Raw genomic sequence first — 16045 nt, forward strand, 5'->3', positions numbered from 1 at the left:
TTTTTGCACTATTATAGTTTAATAAATAACTATGGAATTATATTGAAAATAAAGATATAATTAGTACAACGAAAATTATGTAATACAAGTTATAAGGAGTGGGGAGAATGGAGAACATTAATGAAAAATTAAATGAAGTAAAGGAGCATATTAAAAACGTAACTTATTTAATTCATGCAGAAAGCTTAATACATTGGGATATGCAAACAGGAATACCATCTAAAGCTATAGATGGAAGAATTGAAGTAGTGGGATATCTATATTCAGAGTGTATAAAACTTATGACTTCTTCAAAAATAGGGGAATGGATAGAGTACTTCTCAGATAAAATGGACAAATTATCTTTCAAGGATAAAAAGATTATAGAAAATTTAAAAAGAAACTATGATGAACTTATAAAGATACCACCTGAAAGAAATAAAGAGTATCAAATGTTATGCTCAACATCAGAAGCATTTTGGAAACAAGCTAAGGCAAACAATGATTATGAAGGCTTTAAGCCATATTTAGCAAAGATAATAGAGTTTAATAAGGAATTTGCTGAATATATAGGATATGAAGGAAACATATATAATAAATGCTTAGATGATTATGAAAGAGGATTGACTGTAGATAGGGTAGATAAAGTATTTAAAGAGCTTAGGGATGGTATAGTAGAGCTTTTAGAGAAGATTAAAGCCTCTAAGGTAAGTATAGACGAGTCCTTCTTTAAAAAGCAATTTCCTACTAAAGATCAAGATGAATTTGGTAAATTTGTTTTAGAAAAATTAGGATATGATTTTGAGGCAGGAAGACTAGATACTACTGTTCACCCATTTACAACTAACTTCGGAAATAAAGATGTTAGAATAACAACTAATTATGATGAACATGATTTTAGAAGTGCGTTCTTTAGCAATATTCATGAAGGTGGACATGGTATTTATGAGCAAAACTCAGCAGATGATTTAGAATATACAGGTGTTTCAGGTGGAACTTCTATGGGTGTACATGAATCACAATCTAGATACTATGAAAATATTCTAGGAAGAAGTAAGGAATTTTGGGCTTATTTTTATCCAGAGGCTCAAAAGAGGTTCCCTCAATTTGAAGGAGTTAATTTAGAAGATTTCTATAAAGCTATAAATAAGGTAGAACCTTCTTTAATTAGAACAGAAGCAGATGAATTAACTTACAGTATTCATATTATAATTAGATATGAATTGGAAAGAGCTTTCATGAATAATGAAATCGCAGTAGAAGAGTTGCCAGCTGCTTGGAATAAAAAGTACAAGGAATATTTAGGTGTAGAGCCTAAAAATGATTCAGAAGGAATTCTTCAAGATACTCATTGGGGTGCAGGTTTAATTGGATATTTCCCAAGCTATGCTCTTGGTAATGTATATGGAGCTCAATTCTTAAATAAAATGAGACAAGATATACCTACCTATGACGAAGAAGTTAAAAATGGTAATTTTGCAGTGATAAAAGATTGGTTAAGAGAAAACATACATCAGTTTGGATCTCTTTATACTCCATCAGAGCTTATTGTAAAAGTAACAGGAGAAGAGTTAAATCCTAAATATTTCTTAGAGTACCTAAATAAAAAATACGGAGAAATCTACGATTTGGTCAGTGGAACTTAAGTGAGACTCTAAATCTATGATTTAGTTAGTCGAACTTACTCATTCGAATATGTATGAGAAGGAGTTTCCGTAAAATACAATAGATTTAGCATGCATAAAAGAAAGTGAGATATGATGAAATTTTTAAAGAAATTAGTTGGAGATAAATGTTATCTTTCTCCAGTGGATGATATACTAGCAGATAAGGTAGCTCAATGGAGTAATGACTTGAGAGTTTCCATAAGAACTGGAGATATATCAGATATGATAACAATTGATGCTCAAAGAGAGTATTTAAATGGTATGAATGAGAGAGGATATGCATTTTATATAGTTGACTCTGAAAACGACGAGGCTATAGGAATCATAAGGCTTATGAGGATAAGCCACATACACAGAAATGCTGTTCTTGGAATGTTTATTGGGGATTCGAATCATAGAAATAAAGGTATAGGAACAGAAGCAACAAAGCTAATATTGGATTTTTCTTTTAATGTGATAAACCTTAGAAACATAATGATAGAGACTTTTTCTTTTAATGAAAGGGCTATTAACTTATGCAAGAAGATTGGCTTTAAAGAGATAGGAAGAAGAAGAAACTCTATTATATATGGAAATAATGAGTTTGATGAAGTCTTCATGGATATATTGAATATTGATTTTCATGAATCAATTATATGTGAAGCGCTAAAATAGAAAGAGGACATTATATAACATTAGGCTGTCAAAAAATAAGGGCTATAAACTTTCAGTTTATAGTTCTTATTTTTTTATTGCATTTTATATGAAAATTAATTAAATCTAAAATTAGTTACTGTGAAATCCATCTAACCATTAATAATAAACTAAAAAAGAAAATGAATATTACCTTATGTGTCAAACAGGTTCGAGAAGCTCACTTGCTTGTAGGAGATTGACTAAAGAAGGGTTTAATGTGATTAATGTTAGAGGTGGTATTGGAGCATATAAAGGGGCTAAAAGAAAATAACTTTAATTATTGTATAGAATATTTTAATTTGTAGTTGATATAATCACTTAAGAGTAATATAATTTAATTAAGTTAATACTTAATTAAATTATATTATAAAAGGAGTATATATGATAGAAAGTGTAAAAGTTTTTAAAGCTATTGGTGATGAGACAAGGATAAAAATACTAATATTATTATCTAAGAAGAATATTTGTGCAAAGGCAATAGCTAAGCATTTACAAATTTCTGAAGCTGCAGTATCACAACACATTAAAATTCTTAAAGAAGTAGATTTAATTGTAGGTTACAAAAGAGGATATCATGTAATCTATGACTTAAATAAGAACGTTTTAGAAAAAGCTATAGAATTTATTAATGTATTAATTACTGATGACATATGCTCAATAGATGGTAAGTTTAATGTAAGTTTAGAGAGCTTTCATGCTTTACAATGTGAAAAAAATTGTAAGTTGGTAAAGAAATGCTGTAAAGAGAGATTAAAGGAGGAAGAGTAATGAAGGTTTGTTTTCCAGTTAAATCTAATGAAGGTATGGAGAGTGTACCATATGGACATTTTGGAACAGCTCCAATGTTTGTAGTATGTAATTTAGAAACTAATGAGGTTAAGACTATAGGAAATGGTGATTTAGGTCATCAGCATGGTATGTGTCAACCAATGAAAGCATTATCAGGAGAAGTAGTAGATGCTGTGGTTGTAGGCGGTATTGGTCAAGGGGCTATAGTTAAGTTAAATTCCCAAGGAATAAAGGTATATAGAGCAGCAGAAGGAACTATAAATACAAACTTAGAGAAGCTTAAAAATGGTGAGTTGTCAGAATTCGCTATGAATCATACTTGTAATCATGATGGATGTGACCATCATTAAAATATAATTAAGAATTGAAAGAACTGTATGAAAATAGAAATAAGTGATTCTATTTTCATACAGTTCTTTTAATAATGGCTCTGTTGAAAACTATAGTGATAGAATATACAATCTATAACATGTTGACGGATTATTTTTACACAATCCAACTATATATTTAATCTATTCCCTAAATTAAACTAAACTGTTTTAATGTGAATATCCACAGGAATACTGTAAGTATACAAAAGGCTGAAGTAAATACTACTATTTGGGCAGCTAATTCACTATCACCATCCATTTTTTGAGCCATAGTGAAGGAAGAAATAGCAGTAGGGGATGCAAAGATAAGCATTAACGCTATAAGTTCTATATCTCTAAAACCTAACCATATACTTATAGGCATAAGAATACTAGGAACTACAATAAGTCTACCAGTTACACCTATAATAGTTTGTTTCAAGTGAGCTTTTACATCGGTGAAAGAAAAGGAACCACCAAGTAAAATAAGGGAAAGAGGTGTAGCAATTCGTGATATATCACTTATGGATTTTTCAATAGCTGTTGGAAGTTTTATTCCAAAGATAAGAAAGAATAGTCCAATTGCTGATGTTATAATTAAAGGGTTAGTAATAATTCCTTTTAGAGTATTTTTAATATCTAGCTTTCCGCATCTAAAAATTTCTAAGGATATCACTGCTAACATATTAAAAAAAGGAACAACAGTGGCTATTAGTATAGCTACAACACCAACTTTGTCCTCACTAAATAGGGAACATGCTACAGGTAGACCAAATATTATAAAGTTGCTACGAAATATACCTTGTATCAAAACACCACGTTTTTTATTATCTTTTTCAATAAGGGGAATGAGAATGCATAGTACTATAAAGGTAAGGGTAACACTTATAAGTGCAAAGCAAATAAGTTTGGGATTTATAGCTCCTTTTAAATCTGTTTTATATATATTATAAAATAACAATAGAGGCAAAAAAGCCTTAAAGGTGATACTATTCGTAACCTTTAGAGTATTGTCATCAAACATTTTCAATCGCTTTAATACATATCCTAAAGCCATGGTAAGAAACAGTGGTAAAACTACATTAATTGATAAAATCAAATTTTCCATAATTAATAGCCTTTCTAGTCTTTTGTTAATCTATTTCTCATATTTTATATGGTTGTCCCAATTAATTGTATACAAAGTTAAAGTGTTTTTCAATGTATAAGTAATAATTGATAATATTTGTAATAGGTGTTAAAATAAAAATGTGGTCTTACTCTAAGGAAGTATCCAAGGAGGAAGAGTAATAGATTTAAATCGTTCTGAAGTACAGGAGGGTTAGCCCAAATGATAAGGCGGTGTCATAGGATAGCGATATACTATCTCTGCTCTCTATTGGGATGCAGAGAGTATTTTTTTTGAGAGGAGCTTAAGCTTTGGAAACAAGAATCGCATTGATTGGAATTATAGTAGAGGATACTACAGCTACAGAAAAATTAAATAATATTTTACATGACTATGGACAATATATTGTTGGGAGAATGGGGGTACCATATCGCGACAAGGAGGTGTGTGTTATCAGCGTAATTATAGATGCAACTAATGATATTATTAGTTCATTATCTGGTAAGTTGGGTATGCTTGATGGTATTACTGTAAAAACGATCTATTCAAAGAAGTAGAATAAATATATAAAATCAGAACGAATTAGGTATATATTAGAATAAAGCACTTAAAATCTTATTAAGAAAGAAGAGTAGATGTATGTATAATGTAAAATCTAAGGTAGCAACTGAGTTTATTGAAGATGGAGAAATATTATCAACCATTGAATATGCAAAGAAAAATAAAAATAATAAAGAGTTAATAAATAGTATTATAGAGAAGGCTAGAGAATGTAAAGGTTTAAACCACCAAGAAGCAGCAGTACTATTAGAATGTGATTTGGAAGAAGAAAATAAAAAAATAGAAGAGCTAGCTATGGAGATAAAGAATAAATTTTACGGTAATCGTATAGTTATGTTTGCTCCATTATACCTTTCTAATTATTGTGTTAATGGATGTATATACTGTCCGTATCACCATGGAAACAAACATATAGCTAGAAAGAAACTTACTCAAGAAGAGATTAAAAAGGAAGTAATTGCATTACAGGACCTTGGACATAAAAGACTTGCACTAGAAACAGGTGAAGATCCTATAAATTCTCCTATAGAATATGTATTAGAAAGTATAAAGACTATATATAGCATAAAACATAAAAATGGTGCTATAAGAAGAGTGAATGTAAATATTGCTGCTACTACTGTTGAGAATTATAGAAAATTAAAAGAGGCTGGAATAGGAACATATATATTATTCCAAGAAACTTATAATAAAAAATTATATGAAGAATTACATCCAACAGGACCAAAGCATGATTATAATTATCACACTGAAGCTATGGATAGAGCTATGGAGGGTGGTATAGATGACGTTGGTATAGGAGTTTTATTTGGATTAAACATGTATAAGTATGATTTTGTTGGATTACTTATGCATGCAGAGCATTTAGAAGCAGCCAGGGGAGTAGGACCACATACTATCAGTGTACCTAGAATTTGCCCTGCTGATGAAGTAAATCCAGAAGATTTTACTAATGGAATTTCTGATGATATATTTGCAAAGATTGTTGCAATCTTACGTATTTCAGTACCTTATACAGGAATTATTGTATCTACAAGGGAATCTCAAAAATCTAGAGAAAGAGTGCTTCATCTTGGAGTTTCTCAAATTAGTGGAGCTTCATGTACAAGTGTTGGAGGATATGCTCAGAAGGAAAAAGAAGAAGAAAATTCAGCACAATTTGATATCAGTGATACAAGAACTCTAGATGAAATTGTAAATTGGTTACTTGGTATGGGATATATCCCTAGTTTCTGTACTGCGTGTTATCGTGAAGGTAGAACTGGAGACAGATTTATGCAGTTAGTAAAATCAGGCCAAATTTCTAACTGTTGTTTACCTAACGCCCTAATGACTTTAAAAGAGTATCTAGAGGATTATGCATCTGAAGATACAAAAGCTAAAGGCGAAGAAGTCATAAAAAATGAAGCTATGAAAATTCCTAATCCTAAAGTTAAGGGTATTGTAGAGGAACACCTAAAAGAACTTAATGAAGGAAAACGTGATTTTAGATTCTAGATATAATAGAAATAGAGGGCTAGCCCTCTATTTTTTCATATCTTTAATTATACAAATTCCTTGAGTCATGGTACCCATTGGACAATAAACACACCAAGAACGCGGTTTATAAAGGGCCATGGTAATTATACCTAGGAGAGTTGAAGTTAACATTAAGCTGTAGAAGCCAAAACTAAATTGAGCTATCCAAGGAGAAACATAGGATAAATCTGTGAAATTCCAAGGTAATTTAAAGGTCCAAAGTATAGTAAGAACTTCTTTTAAAGTATTTGTCCCTTGGAAAACTAAATATGTGTTAAATACCATATTAATGAACATAGTTAAAAAGAAAATTAAAAATCCGTATCTAAAATATTTAGATTTTAAAAATTTAGGCATAGGCTTATTTCTTGATAATTTTAATTTATTACCTAATAAATCTAATAGTTGTCCTCTACCACAGTATTTATTGCAATAGCCTTTATTTCCTTTAACTATTGAAATTAATAAAGGTACGATGAAACAAATTAATCCTAGCCAAGCAAAGAGTATATTAAATAACCCTAAAATTAAATATAGGGAAGATAGTATCCAAAGGTATTCATAAAGATGCTTTTTCTTCTTTTTCATTAGTTACCTCCTAGTTGCTTAATTTCTATAGTAGATGCAGGGCAAGCTTTAACACATTTTCCACATCCAACGCACTTATCATAATCAACCTTTGAAAAAATACCCTTGTTAATAGCAATGGCTCCAAGGGGACAGACTTTTTCACAAGCACCACAGGCTACACAGTAGCTAGTATCCACATAAGCCTTTCTTTTAACAATTTTCTTTTCCATAAATTTATATCCTCCTGTTTTATAAATGTTGTAGTAAGCATATTATAACTGTATAATTAAAAGAAAATATGTGATATAGTCACACAAGCAATTTTTTTAGGAGGGGAATATGTTAAATAGTTTAGATGTATTTAATAAAAGACTTGAAGCTTTGTATGATGCTTATCCTGTATTAAAAGAAATAGATGATAGCCATGAAATTATAAGAAAAAATGTAATTTTTAAAAGTTTATTAAGTGAGGAGTATTTAAAAACAGATAGTGGAAACTGCATAGGTATGTTATTTGTTATAAGTGGAATTATAAAGGTTCAAAAAGTAACAGAAGAGGGAAATGAAACTAATTTATACAATGTAGAGCGTGGTGAGCTATGTCATGAAGCATTAAGCTGTTTTGTAAATTGTCAATCACTAAATATTGAAGGCATAGCCATGCAAGATTCTTTAATTGCTATTTTACCATCAGATATAGTGAAAGCCTATTTATTAAGTGATTTTAGATTTATGCAAGTTATATATAAAGATCTATATGCAAAATTTAGAGGGGTTATAGAAAACAAAGAAGCTAGAATTCATGAATCTTTAGAAAGTAGATTGGTTAAATTATTACTTAGTAAGAATACTAAAATAATTTATACAACCCATGGGGAACTTGCTTTTGAATTAGATTCTTCAAGAGAAGTAATAAGCAGAAAGCTTAAGGAACTAGAGAAAAAAGGGTATTTATTAATATCAAGAGGTAAAATTCAATTACTAAAAGGTTTAGAAGAACTATATAATTAGTAAGGAAATTATAATACAAAGATAACTACATAAACAAAAGAAAGGGTGAAATTTTTAATATGAAAGACAAAAGTTTAAGTAATGGTTTTTTAAATATAGTAAAAAAAATGAATAATGAAATAATAGGGCAAGGAGAATTCATTCATAAATTGTGCAATTATTTTAAAGAAAAGTTTGAAGAAGATAAGAAGGGCATATTACTTTTAGCCGGTAAACGAGGAACTTTTAAAAAGGCTAGCGTAAGGCTATTATTTGAAAAACTTAATGAGGAAGGAATAGCTGAAGATTATCATATAGATGAAATAGATTTAGCTTCTTACAATTTTAATTTAGGATATAATGCTTTTTTAAGTGACTTATATGAAAAACTAAATAGTAGTTCACAGGTAATAATGTTTAAAAATACTGAAAAAGCTTCAGAAAATATTTTAAATGTGTTATCAGAAATATATCCTAACACTTGTTTAAAGTTAAAAGATAACTACATTATGAAAAATAAGTTTCTTATTGAAGCAAAGATTAAGGATATAGACAATATAGGAGAATTTATCTGTCATAATAAGTTTTTCATATTTATTTATAATAGTGATGATAATGTAATAGGAGATGGAATTTTAGATAATAGGGAAGAGGTATTATATACTGAAAGCCTTACAGAAGAGGAACAAAATAAAGTAATTAGAAGAGAAGTGTTAAGGTCAATAGATGGTATACAAAAGCATATGCAAGGAAATATAGTTCTTGGAATAGAGAATAAAGATGAAGAGGAAGATAACTTTGGAATTTGTAGTTTCTTACAAGAAAACTTCATAGAAGATAGCAATTTTGGAATCAGTGAATATATATCCTATAAAATTTACAAACCAATTATGAACCTAATACAAAAGGAAGGACTTTATAATGAAAGTCAGATTTTAATATATGTAGATAAGAATGAGATATATTGCAAATCAGATGATGAAATATACAAGTTAGAAAACTATCTAGTACCTACCCTTGAAGAAGTAAAATATAAATTGGATTCTATAATAGGTATAGAGGAACTTAAGAATTTTATAATAAATGTTGAAAATAATTGGAAGGTACAAAAAATAAGAAAAAGACTTGGACTAAAAACTTCAAAGATATCTATGAATATGATATTTACGGGAAATGCAGGCACAGGAAAGACTAATGCAGCTAGGGTTACCTTTGAATATTTAAACGCCTTAGGTATATTATCTAAAGGTGTATTTGTAGAGGTGAGTAAAGCAGATTTCGTTACAGAGAACATTAATGATACAGCTAAGAGAACAAATGATATAATTAGTTCCGCCTTAGGAGGAGTACTATTTATAGATGAAGCATATTCTTTATGTGAAAGTGAAGAAGATAAGGTAGGTAAGGAAATAGTAGATGCATTACTTAAGGGCATTGAGGACAATAGAGATAATTTAATAGTCATATTAGCTGGTTATGAAAAGGATATGGAAAGATTTCTAACTATAAATCAAGGTCTAAAATCTAGATTTTCAAATACTATACACTTTAAAGATTACAACCCAGTAGAAATGTATGAAATAGCAGTTAACATAGCTAAATCTAAGGGGTATAGAATAACCAAAAATGTAAAAGCAGGGTTAATAGATTTATTTACAAGAAACCAAATTACAGGAAAAAATGATTTAGGTAATGCTAGGTTTGTAAGAAATATAGTGGAAAATGCAATAATTGACGCTTCTAAAAAGTATCTAACTAATAGTGATAAGGAAATTGATTTATTAGATAGAGATAACTTTAACTTTAGAGCAAATGCAAAGTTTGATTTAGAAGAAAAATTAAATGAAATAATAGGTCTTGATGACGTTAAAAAACTATTAAGAAGTCAATATAAGCTTATAGTTGCTCAGGAAAAAAGGAAATCTGTTGGAGTAAATACTAAGATAGAGCAAAATTTAAATATGGTATTTACAGGTAATCCAGGTACAGGTAAAACAAGCATAGCAAGATTAGTAGCTGAAATGCTAAATAGTATGGGATTATTAAAGGTAGGTCAACTAGTAGAAACTGATAGATCAAGTTTTGTATCAGAAATTCCAGGGGAAACACCAAAGAAAACAGAAGAGAAGTTTAAAGAAGCTTTAGGTGGAGTATTATTTATTGATGAAGCATATACCCTTGCCAATGATTCATTAGGAATTGAAGCCATAGAAACTCTGTTAAAGTTAATTGAAGATTATTCTAAAGAAGTAATAGTTATATTAGCTGGATATGAAGAAGAAATGGAAGAATTCTTTGATGTAAACATAGGTTTAAGGTCAAGATTTCCATTATGGACTAATTTTGCAGACTATAATCCCAATGAACTTTTTGAGATGGCTGTAAAGCTTGTTGAAGCAAAGGGGTTTAAGTTATCTAAGAATGGATACATAGCTTTAAAGAAAAGCTTTGTTGAAATCTACAATAACTCAGATGCACAATCAGGAAATGGTAGGATGGTTAGAAATTATGTGGAAAAACTAATCAGAAATCAAAGCATAAGAATTGTAGAAGAGGATATCAGTGTCTATGAGATGAACCTTATAACTGCTAAGGATGTAGAAAATATAAATGTTATTGAAGATGATAACATCTTTAATCTAGATAGTAGATTAGAGCTATTAGTTGGTAATGAAGATGCAAAGGAATTTTTGAAAAATCAATATAAGCTTTTAAAAGTTAGAGAAAGAAGAAAGAAATTAGGATTAGGCTCAGATATCAATAGATATATGAACATAATATTTACAGGGGAAAATGGAACAGGTAAGAAAACTGTAGCTAATATTCTCTCAGAAATGTATTATAGTATGGGAATAGTTAAAGCCAAAAACATTGTAGAAATGGATAAATATGAATTCATGGCAATGATTAATAAGGGAATAAAAATTGAAGATATATTTAGTAAATTTTCAGGGAAAATGCTATTTCTAAATAGGGTAGACCTTCTCCTAGAGGAACAGCAATATAATAAAATAGTATCAGATATAATTAAATTCTTAGATAAAAATAATAAGGTTATATTAATCCTTTCAGGAGAAAAAGAAGGAATGAAAAAACTAGTATTATCTAATCCAGCCTTTAACTATAGATTTCCAACTTGGTTTGATTTTGAAGATTATGACTATATAGGACTATGTAATATAGCATTAAGTATATTAAGTAAAAAGGGATATTCTTTATCGAAGGATGCAGAAGAGGAAATTAATAAAACTATAATAGATATATATGGTAATCCAAATTTAGTAATAAAAAATGGATTAATGATAAAACAGTATTTAGATAATCTTATAAGAACTCAGAGTATTAGAATATGTGATGAAGAATTTAGTAGAGATAGTATAAATTTTATAACCTTAGATGATATTATAAACAGTAAAAAAGAATTTTTAAAAAGAAATATTGTAAAGTAGTAAAATAAAGTAGTAAAGAACTATATCAAGATATGTTTTGATATAGTTCTTTACTTTAGTATAAAATTTATAAGCTTGATATATAGAATTTGTATTAACAATTAATAAGTATTAACAGTATCTAAGTAGGCATTATTATTCCACAAGCTAATCGTTTCCCAGAATTACCAGCAGGTTGACTAGTAAAGTCATCAGCATTTTCATGGATTATGATAGCTTTTCTAATAATATCTTTTATAGAAAATCTGCTTAAATAAACATCCATTGCAGCAATACCATTTGATGACATTAGTGGTGGAAGATCTCCATAATGATAAGGGTGAGGTTCATTTGTTGGATTCCAATGTCCACCAGTAGTTTTAAAAGGATCACCTGGATCACCTATATTACAACTTTCAAACTCATGAATATGAAATCCGTGGAAAAGTGAAGGTTTTCCTTCAGAGTTGTATCTTGGAATACCAGTAACATATACTCTAAGAATAATACCATCATCTAAAGTGCAAAATAATGCTCTGCCACGTAGTTCAGGAGCTAAAGGTCCACCTTGGATTACTGCATAGGCTGTTGGTTCAGGCATACCGTGATTCATAATTATATCGTTAATACTAAATTTATCATTAGCCATTCTCATATTAATACACTCCATTTTATTGATACAATATAATTTATAATATGTTGTAGTAAGTTGGTGTGTGTACAGGAAATATAAATATTTCATGCATTTTATTAAATTTAGTTTAATTAAATAAAATTTATGTAAATTTGATTTTAATCAACTGAAAATATATAATAGATATATAAGGAATAGGAGGGGTATATGTGGAAGTTCTTATATTTGTATTAAATGATCCGAGAGATTTAGAGGAAATAATGATTGAATTTACTAACATAGGGATAAGTGGCTCTACAATTATTGATACTGTAGGAATGGCTAACATTTTGTCTAGCTGTGAAGATGCAAGTATGTTTTCTTCACTTCAATTGTTATTAAACAAAGGAAGATCATCTAATAAAACAGTATTTACTGTTTTAAAGGAAGAAAGAATAGAACAGGCACTAGAAATTATCAACAAGGTAACTGGAGGATTAAATGGTCCAGGTAATGGAATAGCATTTACAATTCCAGTTAATAGAGTAATTGGAGGTAGCTTTCAACAAAAATAGGAGGGACTGAAGTTAAAGATGAATTGGTTATATGTACTAGGGATAGTAATACTTGCAGGTATATTTTTAGGATTACTAGTAAGTTATATTAAACTACCAAAGGTAACAGGATACTTAGTAGCAGGGATAATAATAGGACCTTTTGTTTTAAAGATTGTACCTACTGAAGCTATCCATGGATTAACAGTTATTTCAGAGGCAGCCTTAGGGTTTATTGCTTATAGTATAGGTAGTTCTCTTAATTTTAAGGATTTAAAGAAAATTGGTTCTGGAATTATAATTATAGCTTTATTTGAAGCACTTATGGCGGTAATAGTTGTAACTTTAGTTATGATAACAGTGTTTAAGCAACCATTAGCTTTTAGTTTATCTCTAGGCGCAATAGCTTCAGCAACAGCACCTGCAGCTACAATTATGGTTCTAAAGCAATATAGAGCTAAGGGACCCTTAGTAAATACTCTTATACCAGTAGTTGCTATAGATGATGCCATTGCTGTTATAGCTTTTGGAATAGCTTTATCTATTGCAAAAGCTTTAACAAATGGTACAGGAGCTTTGACAGTGATGTCAATAATGAATCCTTTTATAGAGATTATAGGATCTGCTATTTTAGGAATAATACTAGGATTTGTGTTAGCATTTATTAATAGGTTATCTAACAGTAGAGAGCAAACTATGAGCATGGCTATAGGTGTAATTTTATTAGCTATTGGCGTAGCCAACAAATTACATTTATCTGGATTATTAACTTGTATGGTTATGGGTGGAACCATCAGTAACATTACCGATGGTAAAACTAAATTACTTACTGTATTAGATGAGTTTACTAATCCAATATTTATAGCGTTTTTTACCATATCAGGATTAGAACTAGATATGTCAGTTTTGAAGACTGTGGGTATAATTGGAGCAGGATATGTAATAGCTAGAGTTATTGGTAAAGTTTTAGGAGCTTATTTAGGAGCTAAGATAGCTAAATCAGAACCTATAGTTCAAAAATATTTAGGATTAACTTTAGTACCACAGGCAGGAGTAGCTATTGGACTAGCACTTATAGTTCAAAATGAATTACCAGCTTATGGTACGCAGATTAGAACTATAATATTAGCAGGAACTGTTATATATGAGTTAATAGGCCCACTATGTACTAAAATAGCTATATTTAAAGCAGGTGAAGCAAATAAAGCTTAATAATAAATATGGTTCATGTATAACATCGTTGATTTGGCTTTAAATTTACTATAAACAATGATATAATGAGTCTATAAAATTAAATATATTTTATGGTTTTAAAGTTTATTCTTTAAATTAAAAGGGAAGTTGGTGAAAATCCAACACGAACCCGTCACTGTAACAAGGAGTGTATTCTAGATAAGCCACTGTTAACTTAGTTAATGGGAAGGTTAGAATATATGTTGATATGAAGTCAGGAGACCTGCCATAGGATATAGACCAAAAAACCCACGGGGAAACTGGGAGGTGTCTAACATGAAAGATGTATTTAGTGCTTTTCATAAGAGAAACTACTTTTGTAAATCTTTTAATTGTTATACTAGACATCCCGTATAGGATGTCTTTTTTCATGTATAAAAACATAAGTTTATATACATGAAATGCAGGGGAGTGATTAATCTTAAGGTCATTAATAATATTAGCTAAAACAAGGAGATTACAATGAGTAGTATATATGTAACTAAACAATTTATCTCTGATAGTAATATCAAAGAAAAACTAGGTCAAGTATCATTAATTCTTTTAGGAAGTTTAATTTATTCTTTAAGTGTAAATATGTTTATAGTTCCACATAAGTTTTTAAGTGGGGGAGTAGCTGGGATAGCATTACTTTTACAATATGTAACAGATATTCCTTCAGGGTATTTTACATTGTTTATCAATATACCTATATTTTGTTTTGGAATTAAGGTAATTAATAAGGAATTTGGGTTTTTAAGTTTTATTGGTATGATATCAATGTCCATATTTTTAATATTAACTGAAGATATAACTAGATTTATTAAAGTAGATGATTTATTAATATCATGCATAAGTGGAGGAGTTTTATGTGGTTTTGGTATGGCCATAATATTTTTAAATAAGGCTTCAGAAGGTGGAACGGATATAATAGCTATTGCTTTAAAGAAAAAGTATGGTGTTAATTTAGCGTCTATGACATTTATATTAAATGGGGTCATTGTTTTTACAGGGTTAATTTTAAATGATCTAACTATAACTATCTATACGTTAATATCTCTATTTGTAAGAGCATATATTCTAGATAAAGCTATTACTATGACTAATGAGAGAAAATTAATTATAGTGATAAGTAATAATCCAGAGGAAATAAAAAATTCTATCTTGGAACTTTTGGGAAGAGGTGTTACCTTTCTTCATGGAGAAGGTGCTTTTACAGGAGAGAAAAAGAAGGTTATATACTCTATAATGAGTTCTAAACAAGTTGAAAAGGCCAAGAAAGCTATACTAGATATTGATGCTAATGCAGTTATATCCATAATGAATGTGAATGAAGCTCATGGAAATGGATTTAAACAGTTATCTTTTTAATACGTAATTTAAATAAATATAAGAAAAAAGTGCTAGTCTTTTATAAGATCAGCACTTTTTTAAATTTAAATTTCATTTTACATTAGCCATTTACTACAGCTAAGATAGTGTCCTCAGGAGTAAGAAGGGTTACTTCACTTGGAATATTAATATCTTTAGCTAGTAGTTTATCATTAAATTGCATATTAGCTACATTAACTTCAATATATTCTGGAATCTTTTCTACATTTCCTTGAAAATCAAGATATGGTCTAAAGGTTTCTAAAACTAGTCTTTTAGATTCCAAATTTTCTTGACCTATATAATTTATAGGAATAGTTAGTTTAATTACTTCATTTGGTTTAACATATTGTAAATCAAAATGTATAATTTCGTGTAGGTTGTTTTTTTGAATATCTTTAACTACACAGTTTAGAGTTTTTCCCTCTAAATCAATTGGTATGATAGAACCACTAAAACTGCCTTTTAACATTTTTAACAGTTCAGTTTTATTCATCTTAGCAGAGATGGGTTCTTCTAAAAATTCACCATAGATTACGCAAGGTACTTCTCCCAAATTTCTAAGCTTCTTTAAATTCTCCTTTGAGCTTCTTTCATATACTTTAAATGTTGTACTTTTCATAATAAATCCCTCACTTATTTTTAATAATTTTTTGTTGA

General features: G+C 29.3%; 14 protein-coding genes, 2 pseudogenes and 1 riboswitch. Of the genes and pseudogenes, 11 read left to right on the forward strand and 5 right to left on the reverse strand.

Annotated elements, in window-relative coordinates; translation table 11 throughout:
* Positions 1–107: 107 nt before the first annotated feature.
* The 4 genes and pseudogenes from B2694_RS09450 to B2694_RS17815 all read left to right on the forward strand — a co-directional run bounded on the left by B2694_RS09450 (position 108) and on the right by B2694_RS17815 (position 3460).
* Entirely contained in the window at positions 108–1625 is a 1518-nt protein-coding gene (locus B2694_RS09450) for a carboxypeptidase M32 (protein WP_346885515.1), read from the forward strand.
* A gap of 111 nt (positions 1626–1736) precedes the next feature.
* Positions 1737–2300, forward strand: coding sequence for a GNAT family protein (locus B2694_RS09455; protein ID WP_346885516.1), 564 nt, complete (start codon positions 1737–1739; stop codon positions 2298–2300).
* 166 nt (positions 2301–2466) lie between these two features.
* Positions 2467–2592, forward strand: a pseudogene (locus B2694_RS09460) (rhodanese-like domain-containing protein); the annotation flags it as partial.
* Positions 2593–2702: 110 nt separating this feature from the next.
* Positions 2703–3460: pseudogene (locus B2694_RS17815) on the forward strand (metalloregulator ArsR/SmtB family transcription factor).
* 169 nt (positions 3461–3629) lie between these two features.
* On the opposite strand, the gene B2694_RS09475 reads toward B2694_RS17815, so the two are convergent.
* The gene (locus tag B2694_RS09475) at positions 3630–4568 is read right to left on the reverse strand and encodes an AEC family transporter (protein ID WP_346885518.1); all 939 of its coding nucleotides are present in this window, start codon (positions 4566–4568) and stop codon (positions 3630–3632) included.
* Between the two features lie 311 nt (positions 4569–4879).
* On the opposite strand from B2694_RS09475, the gene B2694_RS09480 reads away from it, so the two are divergent.
* The gene (locus tag B2694_RS09480) at positions 4880–5125 is read left to right on the forward strand and encodes a TM1266 family iron-only hydrogenase system putative regulator (RefSeq protein WP_150845249.1); all 246 of its coding nucleotides are present in this window, start codon (positions 4880–4882) and stop codon (positions 5123–5125) included.
* Positions 5126–5207: 82 nt separating this feature from the next.
* Positions 5208–6626 (forward strand): [FeFe] hydrogenase H-cluster radical SAM maturase HydG, encoded by a 1419-nt coding sequence (gene hydG / locus B2694_RS09485; RefSeq protein ID WP_346885519.1) that lies wholly within the window; start codon positions 5208–5210, stop codon positions 6624–6626.
* A gap of 27 nt (positions 6627–6653) precedes the next feature.
* On the opposite strand, the gene B2694_RS09490 is transcribed toward hydG, so the two are convergent.
* Positions 6654–7235, reverse strand: coding sequence for a 4Fe-4S binding protein (locus B2694_RS09490; protein WP_346866997.1), 582 nt, complete (start codon positions 7233–7235; stop codon positions 6654–6656).
* Positions 7235–7447, reverse strand: a complete 213-nt coding sequence (locus B2694_RS09495; RefSeq protein WP_150845245.1) for a 4Fe-4S binding protein — start codon at positions 7445–7447, stop codon at positions 7235–7237. The genes B2694_RS09490 and B2694_RS09495 overlap by 1 nt, the downstream gene beginning before the upstream one ends.
* Before the next feature lie 109 nt (positions 7448–7556).
* Between B2694_RS09495 and B2694_RS09500 the strand changes: the two genes are divergently transcribed.
* Entirely contained in the window at positions 7557–8228 is a 672-nt protein-coding gene (locus tag B2694_RS09500) for a Crp/Fnr family transcriptional regulator (protein ID WP_346885520.1), read from the forward strand.
* A gap of 59 nt (positions 8229–8287) precedes the next feature.
* Positions 8288–11656 (forward strand): AAA family ATPase, encoded by a 3369-nt coding sequence (locus B2694_RS09505; protein WP_346885521.1) that lies wholly within the window; start codon positions 8288–8290, stop codon positions 11654–11656.
* Between the two features lie 121 nt (positions 11657–11777).
* Here the strand turns inward: B2694_RS09505 and B2694_RS09510 are convergent, their stop codons facing one another.
* Complete coding sequence (locus tag B2694_RS09510) at positions 11778–12290, reverse strand: superoxide dismutase family protein (RefSeq protein WP_346885522.1); 513 nt, start codon at positions 12288–12290, stop codon at positions 11778–11780.
* A gap of 188 nt (positions 12291–12478) precedes the next feature.
* Between B2694_RS09510 and B2694_RS09515 the strand changes: the two genes are divergently transcribed.
* From B2694_RS09515 to B2694_RS09525, 3 genes are all read left to right on the forward strand, one after another.
* Positions 12479–12823, forward strand: a complete 345-nt coding sequence (locus tag B2694_RS09515; RefSeq protein WP_346885523.1) for a hypothetical protein — start codon at positions 12479–12481, stop codon at positions 12821–12823.
* Positions 12824–12841: 18 nt separating this feature from the next.
* Positions 12842–14014 (forward strand): cation:proton antiporter, encoded by a 1173-nt coding sequence (locus tag B2694_RS09520; protein WP_346885524.1) that lies wholly within the window; start codon positions 12842–12844, stop codon positions 14012–14014.
* A 76-nt stretch (positions 14015–14090) separates the two neighbouring features.
* A riboswitch (cobalamin riboswitch) is annotated at positions 14091–14280 on the forward strand.
* Between the two features lie 217 nt (positions 14281–14497).
* Complete coding sequence (locus B2694_RS09525) at positions 14498–15385, forward strand: YitT family protein (protein WP_346885525.1); 888 nt, start codon at positions 14498–14500, stop codon at positions 15383–15385.
* A gap of 82 nt (positions 15386–15467) precedes the next feature.
* Here B2694_RS09525 and B2694_RS09530 read toward each other — a convergent pair whose 3' ends face one another.
* Positions 15468–16007 (reverse strand): 50S ribosomal protein L25, encoded by a 540-nt coding sequence (locus tag B2694_RS09530; RefSeq protein WP_035133935.1) that lies wholly within the window; start codon positions 16005–16007, stop codon positions 15468–15470.
* Positions 16008–16045: the final 38 nt, after the last annotated feature.

This window comes from Clostridium sp. UBA4395 (assembly GCF_002390995.1).
GTDB classification, from domain to species: domain Bacteria; phylum Bacillota; class Clostridia; order Clostridiales; family Clostridiaceae; genus Clostridium_J; species Clostridium_J sulfidigenes.